Origin of the sequence: Streptococcus mitis (genome assembly GCF_002096835.1) — a bacterium.
In the GTDB taxonomy this organism is placed as follows: domain Bacteria; phylum Bacillota; class Bacilli; order Lactobacillales; family Streptococcaceae; genus Streptococcus; species Streptococcus mitis_W.
In genome coordinates this window covers 204,254-223,515 of the sequence record NZ_NCVG01000021.1, presented here as the reverse complement: position 1 = coordinate 223,515, position 19,262 = coordinate 204,254, and the positions used below count along the sequence as shown (strand labels likewise).

Below are 19,262 nucleotides of genomic sequence, written 5' to 3'. Positions count from 1 at the left end.
AGTTGGAAGGATACGAATTTAGTCATTCAACAACGGATGCTAAAGGAAATACCCTACATCACTATAAGAAAGTGAAAAAACCAATCAATCAAGAGCAATCAAGTGCTCCAGAGACTCCTACAAGTCCAGAAAAACCAGTAGCTACTCCAGTTCAGACAAGTTCTACAGAATCTAAACAAGTAGCTGAAACAACTGTATCCAATGATAAGAAGGAATTACCAAATACTGGTACAGAAGATAAGACTGGTCTAGCTAGTCTTGGACTTCTTGGAATGTTGGGTGCATTTGGACTTGTAACTCGTAAGAAAAAAGAAGACTAAGAAAGAAATTTCCTTTCTAAAGTCCGATAGAAAAATAGACTGAGGTAAAAACTTCAGTCTATTTCTTTTTACTGTAAAAAAATCCTCTGGCAAGTACCAGAGGATAAGAGATTATTTCATTGTTGGGAAGAGCAATACATCACGGATAGTTGTTGTATCAGTGAGGAGCATGCAGAGACGGTCGATACCGATTCCCAAACCACCTGTTGGTGGCATACCGTATTCAAGGGCTTCGATATAGTCGTAGTCGATACCTGTTGCTTCATCGTCACCAAGTTCTTTAGCTTTAGCTTGGGCTTCAAAACGACTAAGTTGATCGATTGGGTCGTTGAGCTCAGTAAAGGCATTTCCGTACTCCTTAGTCATGATGAAGAGCTCGAAACGGTCAGTAAAGCGTTCGTCTTCAGGATTTTTCTTAGCAAGTGGAGATACAGCTACTGGATGTCCATAGACAAAGGTTGGTTGAATCAAGGTTTCTTCAACAAACTCTTCAAAGAAAGCATTGATGATGTGGCCAACTTCAGTGTAGTGTTTCTCAACTGGAACTTTCTTCTCAGCAGCGATAGCTTTGGCTTCTTCAAAAGTCATGTCTTGCCAGAAATCTACACCAGTAATTTCTTTAATAGCATCCACCATATGAACACGTTTAAATGGCTCGTTAATCTTGATTTCAGTGCCTTGGTAGTTAACTGGGCCATCGCCCTTAACTGATTTAGCAGCATGTTGGATAATGCCTTCCGTCAAGTCCATGATGTCTTGGAAGTCTGCATAAGCTTGGTAGACTTCGATAGAAGTAAACTCAGGGTTATGAGTAGCGTCCATTCCTTCGTTACGGAAGATACGGCCGATTTCATAGACGCGTTCCATACCACCTACGATTAGGCGTTTCAAGTGAAGCTCAGTCGCGATACGAAGCACCATGTCAATGTTTTGGGCATTATGGTGGGTGATAAATGGACGGGCCGCCGCACCACCAGCTTCGTTGTGAAGAACAGGTGTTTCCACTTCAAGGAAACCTTTTTGGTCAAGGTAACGACGGATTTCAGAAATGATTTTTGAACGAGTGATAAAGCGCTCAAAGCTTTCACGGTTAGAAATCAAGTCAAGGTAACGTTTACGGTAAATTGTTTCAACGTCTGTCAAACCGTGGAATTTCTCAGGAAGTGGGCGAAGTGCTTTAGATAAGTGAGTGATGTGAGTAGCTTTGATAGAGAGTTCTCCCATATCTGTACGCATCACTTCACCTTCGACACCAAGGAAGTCACCAAGGTCTGCTTTTTTGAAGATATCGTAGTTTTCTTCACCGACAGCATCCTTACGAACGTAAATCTGGATTTGACCTTCGCGGTCTTGAAGGTGGGCAAAACCTACTTTACCTTTACCCCGTTTGGTTACCAAGCGTCCTGCGATAGTAGCTGTTTCATTTTTTTCATGTAATTGTTCTTTATCGAGGTCAGCATATTTATCTTTTAATTCTTGTGAATTTGCAGTACGTTCAAAACGTTTTCCGAAAGGATCAATTCCTTGTTCACGGAGCGCAGCCATTTTTTCACGGCGAACGATCTGCTGGTCATTTAGTTCTTCCATATGTTCTGTTGACATGGGATCCTCCTAGTTTTACTCAAAATTGAATACGATGAGTCATTTTTGCGATACTCCCATTTTATCATAAATAGCCAAGAAATTCACGGATAATCTTTCAAAACTAAAAAGAACTTGACGCTAAATTCAAGTTCTGTTATTGATAGGAAGTATCATTCCAAGTATCGAGTGTAAATGTTTCAAAATCATGGGTTTCTAGAATAGTTAGGCTGGCATTTGCTAGACCGCCCTCTTTACGAAGAAGTGGTTCTTTATATCCTAGAAGAGTACGAATACTGGCAGTAAGATTGGCACCGTGACCGACAATTAGAATACGCTCAGCAGGGCTATCTTTGAGTGATTTGATAAATTGGATGGTCCGTTGTGTGGTGCTATAGAGGGATTCAGCTCCGAACATTTGAGTGTCAAACTTGGCAAGATTTGAACGAAAAGCCTGGATTTGTTGAGGGTAGATAGCTTCCAAGGTTGAGATTTTCAAACCTTCTAACTTCCCCAGCTGCCATTCACGGAGATTCGGAACGCATTCTAAAGGACAGGGCGTCTGGAGTTGACTTTGGATAATCTCGGCAGATTTGACTGCCCGAGGTAAATCACTTGCATAAATCTGATCAAAAGGAATCTCCTTGAGATACTGTCCGAGTTTTTTGAGGGTATCAATGGATTCAGGAAGAAGGGGAGAATCTCCGCTAGCACCTTGAAAGCGTCCTTCTTGGTTCCAGACTGTACGACCGTGGCGGACAAAGTAGAGTTTCATTACTTACTGTCCTCCAAGATATCTGCAAAGTCAGCTTTTACAAAGCTAGCCAAGTCTTGTGGTGCGACGATAATGCTGTGACCAACTTCTCCAGCAGAGACAATCATTTGATCCAAGTCTAGAGCGATCTTATCGATAAAAATGGGGTAATTGTGTTTCTGACGAATTCCGACAGGATTATTGGCTCCATGAATGTAACCAGTTGTTTTTTCCAAATCCTTTTGGGGAATCATGCTCACTTTTTTATTGCCAGAAATTTTAGCTAGTTTCTTTTCAGACAAGTGTTGAGTGATAGGGACAATTCCGATAATCGGTCCTGTTTTATCTCCCAAAAGAGCCAAGGTTTTGAAAATCTGATCTCGTTCATAATCTTGAGGAAGTTCTCCTTCAAGGGCATTGATTTGAATCCCTTGATGTGGGATACCTGCTTTAGACAGGATTTGTTCCACCAATGTTTTTTTGATTTTTACTTTTTTTGCCATTATTTATATTTATCCTCCAATTGACTCATCCAAATACCAAGCCAGATTCCCAGAGCAAAGAAGAAGGCGATGATGACATACCCAACAAGAGAAATACCAGTGTATTGGATACTTTCAGCGTTTCCTGCATTCGGAATCAAGATCAAAAGAGTACTTGATAGGACGATACCGATGATGAAATGATAGACGCGTGAGTGATAGTTGTTTAAGGCATAATCCATCAATTTTGAAAAAATAACGAGAGTTGCGCCTGCTCCGATTCCAATCGGAAAGAAGGTTCCCAAGAGGTCAAATGTTTTAAAACCAGTCAACATAGGAGCATAGAGACCCAAAATCAAAAGTAGATTTGATGGACTGAGGCCAGGAACTAATACGCCAAGAGCTAGCAGTGCACCAGCTAGGACGAAATTAAGAAAGCTGGCACTTAAGGTTCCAACGACAAAATTTAAGGCATAGAGTCCTAATCCAGAAATGATAAAGGTTATCCAGAACCAAGCCAAATCAATCTTGTCTCGGTCAGATTCTCGAGTTGATTCTTTGAGAAGGCTAGGAACTGTACCAATGATGGCACCCGCAAAGCTCCATAAGACAAAGACCTGATAATTTTCAAGCAGGTATTCAATCGGGTAGGAAAATAAGCCGATTCCCAGAAGCATACCGATGGCAACTGGAATAAAGTACAAAACATTTTCTTTAAAGTCTTTAAAGGGATGAGCCAGAAAACCAATCATTCGTTCATAAATTCCTAAGATTGCTGCTAGAACCCCTCCGGAAATTCCCGGTAAGATAAATCCAAGAGCAATGACAATCCCTTTAATAACACGTGCTAACCATGAGAGCATATTTTTCCTCCAACTATTTCTATTTCAAAAAATCCTTACTATATTGTATCACAATCAAACACAAAAATAAAAAGCAAATGATAAACAAATGCTTTTAAGGTTTTAAAAAGAGTTTTCTAAAGGTTTCTTCTTTGTTCTTTAAGGCAGAGATAACGTTGATATCCAAATCGTGGTCAAAGCCAGCAATTTTTCCTTTAGACGTGTACTGGTGAATGTCGTAATCTAAATCAGTTTTAGGAGTAGCTTCGTAAAATCCTGAGTCAGAACCATAGGAAGGAATCCAAACAGACGTAAACTTATCTGTATCAATACTGTGCTCTTCCATGAAGTAGACCCCAACGTAGATTCCGATATTTTTAGCACCCAGTGATTCAAGCTTTGCTCGGAAGGCTTCAACACCGTCGTTCATATTAGACATGGTTTTTTCTTCCACGTCTAGCCAATAGTAACTTGGACTGTATGGAGAAGAGGCGTTATAGAATACCTCAGCAGCTTTTTCCATCTCCTGGACATTTTTTCCGGCTACATAGGCATAGACAGCAACTGGGACATTTCGTTTTTGAAACTCAGTGATATGGGTTTTAAAGGCCTTATCAACACCATTAACATAGGAAGCATCGTTCTCTTTGGACGTTTGAGCACCACTATGGACGCGAACAATAGCTCCAGAAATGTTTTGGGACAGAGTATCGTAATTGATTTCCTCAGGACGTTGCCAACCAGAAACATCAATCACCGGTTTATCTATATTATGTAGCGCTTGGGTTTCTACTTGCGCGATATTTGACTTTGTTTTTACAGGATGGTCCTCAAAACGAGGGCGATTCAGGATTAAAATGAAAATCATAATCCCAAAAAAACCAAATAAAATAAGCGGATTTATTTTCTTTCTCATATCTCATAATTTTACCTTAAAAATGAGAAAAAATCAAAAAAAATACTCAAAAAATGGGTTAATAAAGGACTTTAGAGCATTTTTTCATTCAAGGGCGCGGAATGATTTGAAATATGGTATAATAAAAGGGAATTTCTAGAGAAAAGAGAAGATTATGTCAAATTATGCCATTATTTTAGCAGCGGGTAAAGGGACTCGCATGAAATCTGATTTGCCAAAAGTGTTGCACAAGGTTGCGGGTATTTCTATGTTGGAACATGTTTTCCGTAGTGTAGGAGCTATCCAACCTGAAAAGACAGTCACAGTTGTAGGACACAAGGCGGAATTGGTTGAGCAGGTCTTGGCTGGACAGACAGAATTTGTGACTCAATCTGAACAGTTGGGGACTGGCCATGCAGTTATGATGACGGAGCCAATCTTAGAAGGTTTGTCAGGTCATACCTTAGTCATTGCAGGAGATACTCCTTTAATCACAGGTGAAAGCTTGAAAAACTTGATTGATTTCCACATCAATCATAAAAATGTGGCGACTATCTTGACTGCTGAAACGGATAATCCTTTTGGCTATGGACGAATTGTGCGTAATGACAATGCTGAAGTTCTTCGCATTGTTGAGCAGAAGGATGCTACAGATTTTGAAAAGCAAATCAAGGAAATCAACACTGGAACTTACGTTTTTGACAACGAGCGTTTGCTTGAGGCTTTGAAAAATATCAATACCAATAACGCTCAAGGCGAATATTATATTACAGATGTCATTGGCATTTTCCGTGAAGCTGGTGAAAAAGTCGGTGCTTATACATTAAAAGATTTTGATGAAAGTCTCGGGGTAAATGACCGTGTGGCTCTTGCGACTGCTGAGTCGGTTATGCGTCGCCGCATCAATCACCAACACATGGTCAACGGTGTTAGCTTTGTCAACCCAGAAGCAACTTATATCGATATTGATGTGGCGATTGCTCCCGAAGTTCAAATCGAAGCCAATGTTACCTTAAAAGGTCACACGAAAATTGGTGCTGAGACTGTTTTGACAAATGGAACTTATGTGGTGGATAGCACTATCGGAGCAGGAGCTGTTATTACCAACTCTATGATTGAGGAAAGTAGTGTTGCAGACGGTGTGACAGTCGGTCCTTATGCCCACATTCGTCCAGGTTCATCTCTAGGTGCCCAAGTCCATATTGGTAACTTTGTTGAGGTGAAAGGTTCTTCTATCGGCGAGAATACTAAGGCTGGTCATTTGACTTATATCGGAAACTGTGAAGTGGGTAGCAAGGTTAATTTCGGTGCTGGAACCATTACAGTCAACTATGACGGTAAAAACAAATACAAAACAGTCATTGGCAACAATGTCTTTGTTGGTTCAAATTCAACCATTATTGCGCCAGTAGAACTTGGTGACAATTCCCTCGTTGGTGCGGGTTCAACTATTACCAAAGACGTGCCAGCAGATGCGATTGCGATTGGTCGCGGTCGTCAGGTCAATAAAGACGAATATGCAACTCGCCTACCTCATCATCCTAAGAATCAGTAGGAGTCTATCATGGAATTTGAAGAAAAAACGCTTAGCCGTAAAGAAATCTATCAAGGACCAATATTTAAACTGGTCCAAGATCAGGTTGAATTACCAGAAGGCAAGGGAACTGCCCAACGGGATTTGATTTTCCATAATGGAGCTGTCTGTGTTTTAGCAGTAACCGATGAGCAAAAACTTATCTTGGTCAAGCAGTACCGCAAAGCTATCGAGGCTGTCTCTTACGAAATTCCAGCTGGAAAACTGGAAGTAGGAGAAAATACAGACCCTGTAGCAGCAGCTCTGCGTGAATTAGAGGAAGAAACAGCCTATACAGGTAAATTAGAACTCTTGTACGATTTTTACTCAGCCATTGGATTTTGTAATGAAAAGTTAAAACTATACCTAGCCAGCGATTTGGCAAAGGTGGAAAATCCGCGTCCGCAGGATGAGGATGAAACCTTGGAAGTCCTTGAAGTGAGCTTAGAAGAAGCCAAGGAATTAATCCAATCAGGTCATATCTGTGATGCCAAGACAATTATGGCTGTTCAGTATTGGGAATTGCAGAAAAAATAGAGGAGGTCAGTATGGGTAAACCTTTATTAACGGATGAAATAATCGAAAGAGCTAATAGAGGCGAAAAAATTTCAGGTCCTCCTTTGCTAGATGATGAGGAGACTAAGATTTTACCAACCTCTTCTTCCCGTTTTGGTTATGCCAATCCTAAGGATCATGGATTTAGTCAGGAAACCTTAAAGATTCAGGTCGAACCGTCTATTCATAAAAGCCGTCGCATTGAAAATACCAAGAGAAATATCTTCAATTCTAAGTTAAATAAGATTTTATTTGCAGTCATCTTTCTCTTGATTTTGCTTGTCTTAGCAATGAAACTTTTGTAATAGAAAAGGAATTGAAATGAAAATAGGAATTATTGCGGCTATGCCAGAAGAACTGGCGTATCTGGTCCAGCATTTAGACAATGCCCAGGAGCAAGTTGTTTTGGGCAATACCTATCACACAGGAACCATTGCCTCTCATGAAGTCGTTCTTGTAGAAAGTGGAATTGGTAAGGTCATGTCTGCTATGAGTGTGGCGATTTTGGCTGATCATTTCCAAGTGGATGCTCTAATTAATACGGGATCAGCTGGTGCAGTAGCAGAAGGTATTGCTGTTGGGGATGTCGTGATTGCTAACAAATTAGCCTATCATGATGTGGATGTCACAGCATTTGGCTATGCTTATGGACAAATGGCGCAACAACCGCTTTATTTCGAATCAGATAAAACCTTTGTTGCTAAAATCCAAGAGAGTTTATCTCAATTGGATCAGAACTGGCATCTTGGTTTGATTGCTACAGGAGATAGTTTTGTTGCAGGAAATGACAAGATAGAAGCGATTAAGTCCCATTTCCCAGAAGTTTTAGCCGTTGAGATGGAGGGGGCTGCTATTGCTCAGGCAGCGCATGCCCTTAATCTTCCAGTCTTAGTCATCCGTGCTATGAGTGACAATGCTAACCATGAAGCAAACATCTCTTTTGATGAGTTTATTATTGAAGCTGGACGTCGCTCTGCCCAAGTCTTATTAACCTTTTTGAAGGCCTTAGATTAAGCGAAAATTTGACAGTTTTTCTAGCTTATGATAAGATTTAAGTAAAGAAAAGCTAGAAAACGTTTCAGAGGATATTATGAGTATTGAAATGACCGTCAGTGAGATTGCAGAGGTCTTAGGATTATCTCGCCAAGCAATCAATAACCGTGTCAAAGAATTACCAGAAGAAGACACAGATAAAAATGACAAAGGGGTAACAGTCGTTACCAGAAGTGGCTTGATTAAGCTAGAAGAAATCTATAAAAAAACGATTTTTGAAGATGAGCCTGTCAGTGAAGATGTCAAGCAACGTGAACTGATGGAGATTCTGGTTGATGAGAAGAATGCAGAAATTCTTCGTCTTTATGAACAATTGAAAGCCAAGGATCGTCAGTTATCAGAAAAAGACGAGCAGATGCGTATCAAAGACCGTCAGATTGCTGAGAAAGACAAACAACTAGATCAGCAACAACAATTGACCCTTCAAGCCATGAAGGATCAAGAAAATCTTAAGCTAGAGCTGGACCAAGCAAAAGAAGAAGTCCAATCCACTAAGAAAGGCTTTTTTGCTCGTTTATTTGGAGGATAATCAAGGAGCTGTTTAGGTTAAATGCTAACCTGATGGCTTCTTTTGTTTCTAAATAGTATAGTTGCTCAAGTAATACTCAATGAAAATCAAAGAGCAAACTAGGAAACTAGCCGCAGGCTGCTCAAAGCACTGCTTTGAGGTTGTAGATAAGACTGACGAAGTCAGTTACATATATCTACGGCAAGGCGACGTTGACGTGGTTTGAATTTGATTTTCGAAGAGTATAAAATAACAGTATAGGAGAGGTATAGAATGGAACGATTAGAAGATTACATTGCTTTTGATTTAGAATTTAATCAGCATGAAGGGCAAACACACTTGATTCAAGTATCGGCAGTGCGTTTTAGAGATGGTCAGGAAATCGATGCATATGATTCCTATGTCCATACTAGTGTGCCTCTAAAGAGTTTTATCAATGGTTTGACTGGGATTACAGCTGAGACATTAAAAGATGCTCCTCCAGTGGAGAAAGTTATAAAAGATTTCCAAGAGTTTGTGGGTTCTTTACCTATGGTAGGCTACAATGCTGCTAAAAGTGATCTACCTATTTTAGCGGATCATGGTTTAGACTACAGCCTGCAGTATAAGGTGGACTTGTATGATGAAGCCTTTGAACGTCGGAGTTCGGATTTACACGGTATTGCCAATCTCAAATTGCAAACTGTTGCCTCATTTCTTGGATTTCAAGGTCAGTCTCATAATAGCTTAGAGGATGCTCGGATGACGGCGCGTGTTTACGAGTCCTTTCTAGAGTCGGATAAAGCTAGAGAATTGTTAGGGGCAGAAAGTAGCCTATCAAACAATCCTTTTGGAGGCTTGGACTTGTCTCAATTATTTGACTAGGAGTGCCTATGAAACCTGAAAAACCTAAAAATCTAGGTTTTAAGCAAATATACTTTAATCTAGATAAAATACTTTTTCTATTTTTCTTGACTTTTATGATGATTGAGTTTGTCTGGTTACCGTCAAATTCTTGGATTGCTGGACTTTTGCTCCGTCAGACAGGTTATCTCTTTCTATCCTACAACAATATTTTTGCCATTATAAAGGGTTCGCCATTTATTAGTCTTGCTTTATTTATTTTGGTAATCGTTAATTTACTGGTCGCCTATTACCAGATAGGACTTCTCTTTATTGGTGCTCGGCATTTATTATGCCATGAAAAAAGGACCTTGCTGGAGTACAGTCGTAAGGTCTTTCGCCAAAGTATCTTGTTTATGAAGCAAGTGACGCTTTCCAAGATAGCCTTTATCTTCTTTTATGTCATGATGCTCTTTCCATTGATTCGAAAGATTTTAAAGATTTACTATCTCAATAAAATCGTCATTCCAGACTTTATCGTTGATTATGTTGAAGACAAGTATTGGCTAGTAGGTATAGTGGTTACTATTTTGGCTTTACTTCTATTTTACATTTCAGTGCGTTTCATGTTTGCCCTACCTCAGCTTTTATTTGAGAAAAAAACAGTCAAAGAAGCAGTCAGATACAGTCTAGAGAAGACAAGAAAGCACTCCTGGTTTTATATTTGGAACTTGCTTTGGATTATCGTCAAAACCTACCTATTTTTCATTCTTTTATTGATTCCAATCTTAGCAAGTCAGGTGCTGATGGATGGTTTGACCCATAAGGAATCTCTTGTGCTGGGAATTATCAACTTTGTCTTGATTAAGAATTTCCACTATATGGCCTTGACTTACTTTCTCATTAAGTTTGTTTCCTTCTTAACAGGAGAAGAATTAGAAATCACACCAAGGAGAAAGAAAGACCACTGGATGAGATGGGGAGTGATGGGCTGTGCCGCTATCTTTTTCGCTCTTGAGGGTTATGTTTATTTAGAAGCTCCAGTTGCCAATAAACCTTTGATTATCTCTCACAGGGGAGTATCTAATAAGAATGGTGTCCAAAATACCGTTGAATCACTAGAAAAAACCGCTCAGTTATCTCCAGATTTCGTTGAGACAGATGTTCAGGAAACAAAAGATGGCCAGTTTGTCATGATGCATGATGCCAATATCAAGAATTTGACAGGAGTTAATGCCAATCCTCAGGATCTCACTTTGGAAGAATTAACTAAACTCAATATTTCAGAAAATGGTTATCATAGCAAGGTGTCTAGTTTTGATGATTATCTCAATAAAGCCAATGAATTACATCAAAAACTCCTTATTGAGATTAAAACCAGTCGAAAAGATAGCCCAGATATGATGAAACGATTTATGGAAAAATATGGAACAGTTCTTAAGCAGAATGGTCACCAAATGCAATCCTTAGACTACCATGTGATTGACCAGGTTTTAGCCTACGATACTCAAATTCCAGTCTTTTTAATCCTACCTTATAATAGTATTTTTCCAAGAACCAAGGCTACAGGTTATACCATGGAGTATTCAACTTTAGATGAAAATTTTGTCAACAAGCTTTGGAATACCGATCAGAAATTGTACGTGTGGACCATCAATAGTTCAGAGTCCTTTGATAAATCTGTTCATTTGGGTGCAGACGGCATGATAACGGATGACTTGGAAATGATTCAAGAGCAGGTTACCATTGCCCAAGAAGACCCAGAGTATACGGAATTGCTTTTCAAACAGGCCATGGAATTCTTTAATTTTTAGTAATCAAAAAGAGGAACAGTTGTTCCTCCTATGATAGGCAAGTATTCTCTTGAATGCTTGTTTTTCTTATGATTAGAATGGCAATTTTCCAGCGAAAGCCCCCAATTTTTTCTTGGTAGTTTCATCGATTTGTTCAAGAGCAGAGTTGATGGCTTGAACAGTCATATCTGAAAGAGTTTCAAGGTCTTCAGGGTCAACGACAGCTGGATTAAAGTCAATGCTGACAACTTTCTTATCTCCAGTTAAGGTCGCTTGAACAAGGTCTTGAGCAGATTTGCCAACAAATTGCATAGCAGCAAGTTCTGCTTGGCTTTGTTCCATCTGTTTTTGAAGTTTTTGTGCTTGGCGCATCATGTTTTGCATGTTCATCATGGTGATTTATAGTTTCCTTTTATCTTATTTTCCTTTTTATTTTATCAATTTTGAGGTTAAAAGTCTAATCTTTTTCTGAGTGAATCTAAGAATTGTGCTTGGCAGTGGAAAATAAAAGTAGACTTCCTGCGAAACAAAAATATGATACAATAAAACTATGAATTATGAATCAAGTAAAGTATTAAGTGATGCACGATTTAAGCGTCTTGTTGGCGTTCAGCGCACTACTTTTGAAGAGATGTTAGCTGTGTTAAAAACAACTTATCAACGTAAACACGCAAAAGGTGGACGAACCCCTAAGTTAAGCCTAGAAGACCTCCTAATGGCTACTCTTCAATATATGCGAGAATACCTCACTTATGAACAAATTACGGCTGATTTTGGCATTCACGAAAGCAACTTAATCCGTCGGAGTCAATGGGTTGAAGCAACTCTTATTCAAAGTGGCTTTACGATTTCAAAAACTCATCTTAGTGCTGAGGATACGGTGATTGTGGATGCAACAGAGCTAAAAATCAATCGTCCTAAAAAATCAACTAGCCAATTATTCTGGTAAAAAGAAATGTCATGCTATGAAGGCTCAGGCGATTGTCACAAGCCAAGGGAGAATTGTTTCTTTGGATATTGTAGTGAACTATTGCCACTATATGAAGTTATTCAAAATGATTCGCAGAAATATCGGACAAGCTGGTAAAATCTTGGCAGACAGTGGTTATCAAGGGATCATGAAGATATATTCACAAGCGTAAATTCCGAGGAAATCAAGCAAACTTAAGCCACTAACTCTTGAAGATAAATCCTATAATCATGTGCTATCTAAAGAGAGAATCAAGGTTGAGAATATTTTGGCCAAAGTAAAAACGTTTAAAATGTTTTCAACAACCTATTGAAATCGACGTAAACGATTTGGATTACGAATGAATTTGATTGCTGGAATTATCAACTGTGAACTAGAATTCTAGTTTCGCAGGAAGTCTAATAAAAAAACTTTGTACTCTAGCAACCATCGCGTGGCTAGCTAGAGTGCAAAGTTTTTTTAACTATCATGCTTTCCTTAAGAATCATTTCAAAATGTGATATAATAAGAATAAATTGGAAAAAGGAAATTATTTTCATTATATTTTCAAAACTCCATTAATAAAATAGGCAAAGACAAGATTAGAAAGTGAATATTCCGATGTCTTCTTACAAAAAGGTCTCACTTTCTGAGATTAATCAGTCTATTGATACTCCAAATAATAATCATTTTTGGCAAAATCTAAAAGTATTCTTGGGCCCCGGAGCTCTTGTAGCAGTTGGCTATATGGATCCTGGAAACTGGATTACCAGTGTGGTTGGAGGTGCTTCCTATAAGTATAGTCTTTTATTTGTTATTTTGATTTCATCAATCATTGCCATGCAGTTACAACAGATGTCTGGAAAGCTAGGCATCGTGACGAGGATGGATCTAGCGCAGGCAACAGCCTATCATGCCCCCAAGTGGCTCCGCTATAGTCTATGGGTAATTGTAGAATTAGCTCTAATGGCGACAGATTTGGCTGAAGTTTTAGGATCAGCGATTGCCTTAAATCTTTTATTTCACATACCGATTATGGTAGCCATCCTTTTAACCGTTTTAGATGTATTTCTTTTGCTTTTGTTGATGAAATTTGGTTTCAAGAAGATTGAAGCTATTGTTACAACCCTTATCTTAACCATATTAGGTATCTTTTCTTATCTGGTGGCTTTATCCAATCCAAGTATGCAGGGGATTTTTGGTGGCTATTTACCGACTTCGACTTTATTTGAAAGTCCCTTGCCAGGACATGAGAGTCAACTGACTTTGGCTTTAGGGATTGTGGGAGCAACAGTCATGCCCCATAATCTCTATCTCCATTCATCCCTATCTCAAACAAGAAAAATCAACCATAAGGATAAGAAAGATATACGAAAAGCTGTCCGTTTTATGACCTGGGACTCAAATCTTCAGTTGTCCCTAGCCTTTGTTGTCAATTCCTTGCTTCTTATTTTAGGGGCCTCCCTCTTTTTTGGACATGCATCCGAAATTTCAGCTTTCTCTCAAATGTACAATGCTTTACAGGATTCGACAATAGCAGGAGCGATAGCCAGCTCAACTCTGTCAACTTTGTTTGCTTTAGCTCTCTTAGCAAGTGGCCAAAATTCTACTATTACAGGTACTTTGACTGGACAGATCGTTATGGAAGGTTTCTTGCATATGAAATTACCACAGTGGATTATTCGTGTCGGAACACGGATTTTTGCCTTGCTCCCTGTGATGATAGTCGCTGTCTTGTTTGGGCATCAAGAAAAGACCTTAGATCAGTTATTGGTCTATTCACAGGTCTTTCTTTCAATCGCTCTTCCATTCTCAATTTTTCCCTTAATTTATCTGACTTCTAAGAAGTCAGTGATGGGAGAATTTACCAATGCTAAGTGGAACACAATTCTAGGCTACGTAGTTTCAATCATCTTGACCATTCTCAATATCAAGCTTCTTTTCGATATTTTTTAACCCCGTTTGAAATCAATTATAGTGTCAGCGTGATGGTTGACAAATAGAAAGTAGTAGTGATTGGTTCATAAAAAGAAGAAAAAAAGAACAGTCGAAGCTGTCTTTTTATTATTATTTGAGACCGTATTTTTTGTTGAAACGATCCACGCGTCCATCTGCTTGAGTGAACTTTTGACGTCCAGTGTAGAATGGGTGTGAGTCTGATGAAATTTCCACACGGATCAATGGGTAAGTTTCGCCTTCGAACTCAACTGTTTCGTTAGAGCGTTTTGTTGAACCGCTAAGGAATTGGTAACCAGTAGTTGTGTCCATGAAGACAACTGGGCGATATTCTGGATGGATATCTTTTTTCATTTTGCAATATTTCCTTTCTGCCATGGTCTCTTTGCGAGCCATAGATTGTTACCATACTAGTCTATCAGATTATGAAATGTTTGGCAAGTATTTTATCAGTTTTTAAGCAAGTTTTTTAACTTTTGGTATATGATTTCGTTTTCCTCTAGGCTATAGGAATTAGCACCGCTTGCTAGAGGGTGGCCTCCTCCATCATGTTCTTTGGCAATTTCATTGATAGGATGGATTTTACTGCGTAAGCGAACACGGTAGTGGCCATCAGCCTGTTCTACAAAAATTCCCCAGAGACTGATGCTGTCAATACGACCAGGTGCTCCAACAATAGCGGCAGTTTCAGCATCGGTAACATTGAATTGTTTCAAGACTTCTTGACTCAGGATAACGCGCGCTGCACCATTTTCATCCACTTCCAGATGGTCGTAGATGTAGCCCTGTAGTTTAGCAATTTTGTAGCTCATAGTGTCCATTTTGCGAGTGAGAGACGCAAAGTCAAAGTTATGTTCTCTCAGAAAGGCAGCCAGGCGAAGAGTCCGTGCAGTGGTAGAAGGGTAGAGGAAACGACCTGTATCACCAACGATTCCTGCAAAGAGCAACTCCGCAGCTCGATTTGACAAGGTCAGTTGGGTTGTTTCAGCAAATAGGGTAATCATCTCGCTAGCGCTACTTGAACTAGTATCCACCCAAAATAGGTCACCGTATACATCATCATTTGGATGGTGATCAATCTTAATGAGAAAATCGCCTTGACTATAGCGCTTATCATCAATACGAGCAGTATTCGCTGTATCACAGACGATGACAAGGGCACCTTGGTAGGCACTATCTTCAACAGAATCCATTTCAGCCATCCAAGTAAGAGTTGGTTCATCAAAACCAACGACTTTGATGGTTTTTTCTGGGAAATGATGTTCCAGTAAGGATTTCAATCCCACTTGACTTCCCAAGGCATCAGGGTCTGGTTTCATATGGCGGTGAATGATAATCGTGTCGTATTCTTTGATTTTTTCTAAAATTTGATGGCAAACGTCCATAAATAACCTCAATTCTTTCTCATTTCATTGTAGCACAAGAATTTTTATTTTTAAAATGAAAAAGATGTGATATAATGGAGAAAGATAAATTGAGGAGGACGATATGGCATTAGCAAAAATTGTATTTGCCAGTATGACCGGTAATACCGAAGAAATTGCAGATATTGTAGCAGACAAATTACGTGACTTGGGCTTGGATGTCGATGTTGATGAATGTACAACTGTTGACGCTTCAGACTTCTTGGAAGCAGACATCGCTATCGTTGCGACCTATACTTATGGTGATGGAGAATTGCCAGATGAGATGATGGACTTCTACGAAGACCTAGCAGATCTCAACTTGAATGGTAAAATCTACGGAGTGGTCGGCTCAGGAGATACCTTCTACGATGAATTCTGTAAGGCTGTTGATGACTTTGACCGTGTCTTTGTGTCAACAGGAGCAGAAAAAGGTTCAGAGTGTGTCAAAGTTGATCTCTCTGCTGAGGAAGAAGACATTGAACGCTTGGAACAATTCGCAGAAGAATTGGCTGCTAAAGTAGGATAAGTATAAAACTGCGCTGATGTAATCGATCAGTGCATTTTTCTTATCGAGAGTTGGGATTTTACTAGCCTATTTGGTGGGTTTTTGATACAATAATTCAAATAAAGGAGGAGACTGTATGGATTTAGATATTATTCGTCAAGAAATTGATCAAATCGACGACCAAATCGTCAAGCTCTTAGAAGAACGAATGCATTTGGTTGAGGGGGTAGTTGCCTATAAGAAAGCTTCAGGTAAACCGATTTTAGATACCAAGAGAGAAGCAATTATCTTTGAAAAGGTTAGGAGTCGTGTAGAGGACAAGCACTATCAGGAGACTATTGCAGCGACTTTTTCGGACATACTCAAACGTTCGCGTGATTATCAGGATCAAAATATCAAATGAAAAAGGAACAATTTTATCCGCTAGGGATTTTTCTAGCTGCTATGTTGGGCGGACTCGTGCGCTACCTGGTTTCTACTTGGTTGCCAGCCAGTCCAGATTTCCCTTGGGGAACCCTTCTTGTCAACTATCTAGGAATTTTCTGCCTGGTTTATCTTGTCAAGGGCTATCTGGTCTATAAAGGGACAAGTAAAGGTGTTGTTTTAGCACTGGGTACAGGTTTTTGTGGTGGTTTGACAACCTTTTCTAGTCTCATGCTTGATGCTGTGAAACTACTGGATACAGGGCGTTATCTTAGTTTAGTTATGTATTTGCTTTTGAGTATTGGTGGAGGTCTACTCTTGGCTTATTTTCTAGGGAGGAAGAAATGGTAATCGTCTATCTTGCAATTGCTTGTGGCTGCGGAGCCCTAGTACGGTATTTCTTTTCCCGCTATAATCAAACTTCTAAATTGCCATTCGGAACGCTCATAGCCAATGTTTTGGGGTGTTTTTTGATTGGACTTCTTTATAATCATGTAGAAGCCAAGGAAGTCTATACTATTTTAGCTACAGGTTTTTGTGGAGGGTTAACAACCTTCTCTACTTTGAATGACGAACTTCAAAAGTTACTGAGCGATAGGAAAGTCTTTTATTCTTATCTGGCTTTGACCTATCTAGGTGGTTTGGTTGCGATTTTTTTAGGAATTCTGTTGTAAATTTCTTTACTTTTTTCTGGAAATTTGGTAAACTGTATCTTGTGTGTAATGGACGCACAAAAATACAGTTTATCCGCTGAGGAAGATTCCTCAAGATTGACAAAGATAGGAGAATAAAATGAATCCATTAATCCAAAGCTTGACTGAAGGTCAACTTCGTACAGATATCCCATCATTCCGTCCTGGTGACACTGTTCGTGTACACGCGAAAGTTGTCGAAGGTAACCGTGAACGTATCCAGATTTTTGAAGGTGTTGTTATCGCACGTAAAGGTGCTGGCATCTCAGAAAACTACACAGTTCGTAAAATCTCTAACGGTGTAGGTGTTGAGCGTATCTTCCCAATCCACACTCCACGTGTTGAAAAAATCGAAGTTGTTCGTTACGGTAAAGTACGTCGTGCGAAATTGTACTACTTGCGTGCTCTTCAAGGTAAGGCAGCTCGTATCAAAGAAATCCGTCGTTAATTCGACTAAAAAACTCTGCTCATTCAGCAGAGTTTTTATCTAGCTCCCTTAGTTCAATGGATATAACAACTCCCTCCTAAGGAGTAGTTGCAGGTTCGATTCCTGCAGGGGGCATTTTAGTAAATTAAGAAAATAAAGAATATTTAAAGTGTTTGTTTAGGGGCAATCATCACAAGTTCATTTTTAAAAATAATTTAGTATTTTTTGACCAAATTTTGAGTAAAAGTTATATTTTGATCAATGAGTACAGATAAAGTGGATCAGTAAAGTAACTTTGACATCTATTAGTTAAAAAATAAGGACTTCCTTTGTTAGAATGTCCTTATTTTTATTATGGAATTGGACAAATGAGGTTAAGTTTCAGATCTATGAACTTAGAAAGCAAGTACAAAGCTTTAAACAGCTTTCGAAAAGATTTGGTGTGGATTTTTCGGGCTAAGGTATGTGACAAAATGAATTGATTGTTATGAAATAGAGAGCCTAAAAAATGGGGAAAATCGACATTGTTCTCCTGAATTTGATATGTTGTAAAAGACTATTTCTGGTCTGTTAAATATATCAATAACAAAATTTAAACATGATAGTCTAATATCTAATCCATTTAAAGTGAATAAGTTTATCAATCGTGTGAGTAAGAAAATTTCAAAAGAAGAAGAGATGGGGTTTCAAAAATAACCTATCTAGTCATTGTTTATATATAATTTGTATCTTTTGGTTTATTAATTTGTATTTAAAATTTAATCATGTTACAATTGAAATTGAAATCGAATAGAAAAGGAAAATGCAAACGTGGGCACACTATTAGCAACCAGATTAAAAAATAGACGGAAAGAATTAAAAATGTCTCAGCGAGAATTGGCCGAGGGGATATGTAAACAGGGACAGATTAGTCGATTAGAAAATGGAGAATTTACTCCAGGAGCAGACTTTTTATATGCTCTGTCTAAGAAGTTAAAAGTTAGTATAGATTATTTTTTTAATGAGCAGATTGTAGAAGAGATTGATGAGCTATCAGAGTTTAAGAAGTTAGCCCAGACATTTATCACAAATCGAAATTATGAGTCTTTGAAATATATATATGAATTAGAGAGTGTAAAGGTACATCGCTTGTCTCTAGTAAATAAATTTTATATGGAGTGGATGAAATCTCTTATAGATTTTTATTTCTATGGGCAAAAAGAGGAAGCTGTGGCAAGATTGGAGAAGGTACTGTCTCAGTTAAATGTAACTGACCTGTTCTACCTTCAAGTTTCAAATACTCTATTTAATTTTTATTATGATATTGAAGATTTAGAGAGCTTTAATGAAATTCGAGAAAAGTTAGAGTGTCAAGTAAATCAACTCAAGTTAAACACAATCGAAGAATTAAACCTTTCTATTAAATTTAATTATAATGTTTGTCGCTATCTATGGTTGCAGAATAATACTGAAGAAGCTATTACTAAAATCACAGATACGATAAAACAATGTAAGACGTATAGAACAACATATCTTTTGGCTGATTTGTATGTATTGATGGGAAATGTCAGTAAGAATTTTTCTTCTAAAGTTGCAGTAAAAGATTACTTTGAAACGGCTTATTTCCTGTATAAGCTTGAGGAAAATATGTCAATGGCTCTTAAAATCGAGCATTACATTGCAGATATAACAGAATAGTAAAGACGATGTTCAATTAAGCATCGTTTTTTTAATCCAAAATAATACA

At 38.6% G+C, this 19,262-nt stretch carries 23 protein-coding genes, 1 tRNA gene and 1 pseudogene; 17 read left to right on the top strand and 8 right to left on the bottom strand.

The window, feature by feature from the left end:
- Positions 1-320: LPXTG cell wall anchor domain-containing protein (locus B7699_RS05340; protein ID WP_142358326.1), on the top strand; the 320-nt coding region annotated here is incomplete at its 5' end.
- Positions 321-431: 111 nt separating this feature from the next.
- On the opposite strand, the gene lysS is transcribed toward B7699_RS05340, so the two are convergent.
- The 5 genes from lysS to B7699_RS05315 form a co-directional block, all read right to left on the bottom strand.
- The gene (lysS, locus tag B7699_RS05335) at positions 432-1,922 is read right to left on the bottom strand and encodes a lysine--tRNA ligase (RefSeq protein ID WP_084927360.1); all 1,491 of its coding nucleotides are present in this window, start codon (positions 1,920-1,922) and stop codon (positions 432-434) included.
- A 136-nt stretch (positions 1,923-2,058) separates the two neighbouring features.
- Entirely contained in the window at positions 2,059-2,676 is a 618-nt protein-coding gene (locus B7699_RS05330) for a histidine phosphatase family protein (protein WP_084927359.1), read from the bottom strand.
- Positions 2,676-3,158 (bottom strand): aminoacyl-tRNA deacylase, encoded by a 483-nt coding sequence (locus B7699_RS05325; RefSeq protein ID WP_049500383.1) that lies wholly within the window; start codon positions 3,156-3,158, stop codon positions 2,676-2,678. Before B7699_RS05325 ends, B7699_RS05330 begins: the two co-directional genes overlap by 1 nt.
- Positions 3,158-4,000 carry a DUF368 domain-containing protein gene (locus B7699_RS05320; protein WP_000954112.1) on the bottom strand — a complete coding sequence of 281 codons (843 nt, stop codon included), beginning with the start codon at positions 3,998-4,000 and terminating at the stop codon, positions 3,158-3,160. The genes B7699_RS05325 and B7699_RS05320 overlap by 1 nt, the downstream gene beginning before the upstream one ends.
- Positions 4,001-4,094: 94 nt before the next feature.
- Positions 4,095-4,895, bottom strand: a complete 801-nt coding sequence (locus tag B7699_RS05315) for a glycoside hydrolase family 25 protein (protein WP_023946949.1) — start codon at positions 4,893-4,895, stop codon at positions 4,095-4,097.
- A gap of 154 nt (positions 4,896-5,049) precedes the next feature.
- On the opposite strand from B7699_RS05315, the gene glmU reads away from it, so the two are divergent.
- The 7 genes from glmU to B7699_RS05275 all read left to right on the top strand — a co-directional run bounded on the left by glmU (position 5,050) and on the right by B7699_RS05275 (position 11,199).
- Complete coding sequence (gene glmU / locus B7699_RS05310) at positions 5,050-6,429, top strand: bifunctional UDP-N-acetylglucosamine diphosphorylase/glucosamine-1-phosphate N-acetyltransferase GlmU (protein ID WP_084927358.1); 1,380 nt, start codon at positions 5,050-5,052, stop codon at positions 6,427-6,429.
- Positions 6,430-6,438: 9 nt separating this feature from the next.
- Positions 6,439-6,984: an NUDIX hydrolase gene (locus B7699_RS05305; protein WP_084927357.1), complete on the top strand. Its 546-nt coding sequence runs from the start codon at positions 6,439-6,441 to the stop codon at positions 6,982-6,984.
- A gap of 11 nt (positions 6,985-6,995) precedes the next feature.
- Positions 6,996-7,307: a cell wall synthase accessory phosphoprotein MacP gene (gene macP, locus B7699_RS05300; protein ID WP_084927356.1), complete on the top strand. Its 312-nt coding sequence runs from the start codon at positions 6,996-6,998 to the stop codon at positions 7,305-7,307.
- Positions 7,308-7,323: 16 nt separating this feature from the next.
- Entirely contained in the window at positions 7,324-8,016 is a 693-nt protein-coding gene (locus B7699_RS05295; protein WP_084927355.1) for a 5'-methylthioadenosine/adenosylhomocysteine nucleosidase, read from the top strand.
- Positions 8,017-8,092: 76 nt separating this feature from the next.
- A complete protein-coding gene (rocS, locus tag B7699_RS05290) occupies positions 8,093-8,584 on the top strand; it encodes a chromosome segregation protein RocS (RefSeq protein ID WP_000021242.1) in 492 nt (163 codons plus the stop codon).
- 252 nt (positions 8,585-8,836) lie between these two features.
- Complete coding sequence (locus tag B7699_RS05280) at positions 8,837-9,427, top strand: 3'-5' exonuclease (protein WP_084927354.1); 591 nt, start codon at positions 8,837-8,839, stop codon at positions 9,425-9,427.
- An 8-nt stretch (positions 9,428-9,435) separates the two neighbouring features.
- Entirely contained in the window at positions 9,436-11,199 is a 1,764-nt protein-coding gene (locus tag B7699_RS05275; protein ID WP_142358325.1) for a glycerophosphoryl diester phosphodiesterase membrane domain-containing protein, read from the top strand.
- 72 nt (positions 11,200-11,271) lie between these two features.
- On the opposite strand, the gene B7699_RS05270 is transcribed toward B7699_RS05275, so the two are convergent.
- Positions 11,272-11,571, bottom strand: a complete 300-nt coding sequence (locus B7699_RS05270) for a YbaB/EbfC family nucleoid-associated protein (protein ID WP_000981526.1) — start codon at positions 11,569-11,571, stop codon at positions 11,272-11,274.
- A gap of 157 nt (positions 11,572-11,728) precedes the next feature.
- On the opposite strand from B7699_RS05270, the pseudogene B7699_RS05265 reads away from it, so the two are divergent.
- Positions 11,729-12,533: pseudogene (locus tag B7699_RS05265) on the top strand (IS5 family transposase).
- Between the two features lie 215 nt (positions 12,534-12,748).
- On the top strand, positions 12,749-14,083 hold the full coding sequence (locus tag B7699_RS05260; protein WP_084927353.1) for an Nramp family divalent metal transporter: 1,335 nt from the start codon (positions 12,749-12,751) through the stop codon (positions 14,081-14,083).
- 111 nt (positions 14,084-14,194) lie between these two features.
- Here B7699_RS05260 and B7699_RS05255 read toward each other — a convergent pair whose 3' ends face one another.
- Both B7699_RS05255 and B7699_RS05250 read right to left on the bottom strand, forming a co-directional pair.
- Positions 14,195-14,437, bottom strand: a complete 243-nt coding sequence (locus B7699_RS05255; RefSeq protein WP_000710764.1) for a type B 50S ribosomal protein L31 — start codon at positions 14,435-14,437, stop codon at positions 14,195-14,197.
- Between the two features lie 95 nt (positions 14,438-14,532).
- Entirely contained in the window at positions 14,533-15,468 is a 936-nt protein-coding gene (locus B7699_RS05250) for a DHH family phosphoesterase (RefSeq protein WP_084927352.1), read from the bottom strand.
- 103 nt (positions 15,469-15,571) lie between these two features.
- Between B7699_RS05250 and B7699_RS05245 the strand changes: the two genes are divergently transcribed.
- The 7 genes from B7699_RS05245 (at position 15,572) to B7699_RS05215 (ending at position 19,213) form a co-directional block, all read left to right on the top strand.
- Positions 15,572-16,015, top strand: coding sequence for a flavodoxin (locus B7699_RS05245; RefSeq protein WP_001162128.1), 444 nt, complete (start codon positions 15,572-15,574; stop codon positions 16,013-16,015).
- Positions 16,016-16,130: 115 nt separating this feature from the next.
- Positions 16,131-16,397 carry a chorismate mutase gene (locus tag B7699_RS05240; RefSeq protein WP_084927351.1) on the top strand — a complete coding sequence of 89 codons (267 nt, stop codon included), beginning with the start codon at positions 16,131-16,133 and terminating at the stop codon, positions 16,395-16,397.
- Positions 16,394-16,768: a fluoride efflux transporter CrcB gene (crcB, locus tag B7699_RS05235; RefSeq protein ID WP_049491512.1), complete on the top strand. Its 375-nt coding sequence runs from the start codon at positions 16,394-16,396 to the stop codon at positions 16,766-16,768. The genes B7699_RS05240 and crcB (B7699_RS05235) overlap by 4 nt, the downstream gene beginning before the upstream one ends.
- Complete coding sequence (gene crcB / locus B7699_RS05230) at positions 16,762-17,091, top strand: fluoride efflux transporter CrcB (protein WP_049491513.1); 330 nt, start codon at positions 16,762-16,764, stop codon at positions 17,089-17,091. The genes crcB (B7699_RS05235) and crcB (B7699_RS05230) overlap by 7 nt, the downstream gene beginning before the upstream one ends.
- 118 nt (positions 17,092-17,209) lie before the next feature.
- Positions 17,210-17,557, top strand: a complete 348-nt coding sequence (gene rplS, locus B7699_RS05225) for a 50S ribosomal protein L19 (RefSeq protein WP_001068669.1) — start codon at positions 17,210-17,212, stop codon at positions 17,555-17,557.
- 42 nt (positions 17,558-17,599) lie between these two features.
- A tRNA-Arg gene (locus B7699_RS05220) sits at positions 17,600-17,671 on the top strand.
- A gap of 675 nt (positions 17,672-18,346) precedes the next feature.
- A complete protein-coding gene (locus B7699_RS05215; protein ID WP_084927350.1) occupies positions 18,347-19,213 on the top strand; it encodes a helix-turn-helix domain-containing protein in 867 nt (288 codons plus the stop codon).
- Positions 19,214-19,262: the final 49 nt, after the last annotated feature.

What these genes read in the sequence shown, in the direction of transcription:
- lysS (WP_084927360.1), bottom strand. Translation starts at nt 1,922, where the DNA reads ATGTCAACAGAACATATGGAAGAACTAAATGACCAGCAGATCGTTCGC.
- B7699_RS05330 (WP_084927359.1), bottom strand. Translation starts at nt 2,676, where the DNA reads ATGAAACTCTACTTTGTCCGCCACGGTCGTACAGTCTGGAACCAAGAA.
- B7699_RS05325 (WP_049500383.1), bottom strand. Translation starts at nt 3,158, where the DNA reads ATGGCAAAAAAAGTAAAAATCAAAAAAACATTGGTGGAACAAATCCTG.
- B7699_RS05320 (WP_000954112.1), bottom strand. Translation starts at nt 4,000, where the DNA reads ATGCTCTCATGGTTAGCACGTGTTATTAAAGGGATTGTCATTGCTCTT.
- B7699_RS05315 (WP_023946949.1), bottom strand. Translation starts at nt 4,895, where the DNA reads ATGAGAAAGAAAATAAATCCGCTTATTTTATTTGGTTTTTTTGGGATT.
- glmU (WP_084927358.1), top strand. Translation starts at nt 5,050, where the DNA reads ATGTCAAATTATGCCATTATTTTAGCAGCGGGTAAAGGGACTCGCATG.
- B7699_RS05305 (WP_084927357.1), top strand. Translation starts at nt 6,439, where the DNA reads ATGGAATTTGAAGAAAAAACGCTTAGCCGTAAAGAAATCTATCAAGGA.
- macP (WP_084927356.1), top strand. Translation starts at nt 6,996, where the DNA reads ATGGGTAAACCTTTATTAACGGATGAAATAATCGAAAGAGCTAATAGA.
- B7699_RS05295 (WP_084927355.1), top strand. Translation starts at nt 7,324, where the DNA reads ATGAAAATAGGAATTATTGCGGCTATGCCAGAAGAACTGGCGTATCTG.
- rocS (WP_000021242.1), top strand. Translation starts at nt 8,093, where the DNA reads ATGAGTATTGAAATGACCGTCAGTGAGATTGCAGAGGTCTTAGGATTA.
- B7699_RS05280 (WP_084927354.1), top strand. Translation starts at nt 8,837, where the DNA reads ATGGAACGATTAGAAGATTACATTGCTTTTGATTTAGAATTTAATCAG.
- B7699_RS05275 (WP_142358325.1), top strand. Translation starts at nt 9,436, where the DNA reads ATGAAACCTGAAAAACCTAAAAATCTAGGTTTTAAGCAAATATACTTT.
- B7699_RS05270 (WP_000981526.1), bottom strand. Translation starts at nt 11,571, where the DNA reads ATGATGAACATGCAAAACATGATGCGCCAAGCACAAAAACTTCAAAAA.
- B7699_RS05260 (WP_084927353.1), top strand. Translation starts at nt 12,749, where the DNA reads ATGTCTTCTTACAAAAAGGTCTCACTTTCTGAGATTAATCAGTCTATT.
- B7699_RS05255 (WP_000710764.1), bottom strand. Translation starts at nt 14,437, where the DNA reads ATGAAAAAAGATATCCATCCAGAATATCGCCCAGTTGTCTTCATGGAC.
- B7699_RS05250 (WP_084927352.1), bottom strand. Translation starts at nt 15,468, where the DNA reads ATGGACGTTTGCCATCAAATTTTAGAAAAAATCAAAGAATACGACACG.
- B7699_RS05245 (WP_001162128.1), top strand. Translation starts at nt 15,572, where the DNA reads ATGGCATTAGCAAAAATTGTATTTGCCAGTATGACCGGTAATACCGAA.
- B7699_RS05240 (WP_084927351.1), top strand. Translation starts at nt 16,131, where the DNA reads ATGGATTTAGATATTATTCGTCAAGAAATTGATCAAATCGACGACCAA.
- crcB (WP_049491512.1), top strand. Translation starts at nt 16,394, where the DNA reads ATGAAAAAGGAACAATTTTATCCGCTAGGGATTTTTCTAGCTGCTATG.
- crcB (WP_049491513.1), top strand. Translation starts at nt 16,762, where the DNA reads ATGGTAATCGTCTATCTTGCAATTGCTTGTGGCTGCGGAGCCCTAGTA.
- rplS (WP_001068669.1), top strand. Translation starts at nt 17,210, where the DNA reads ATGAATCCATTAATCCAAAGCTTGACTGAAGGTCAACTTCGTACAGAT.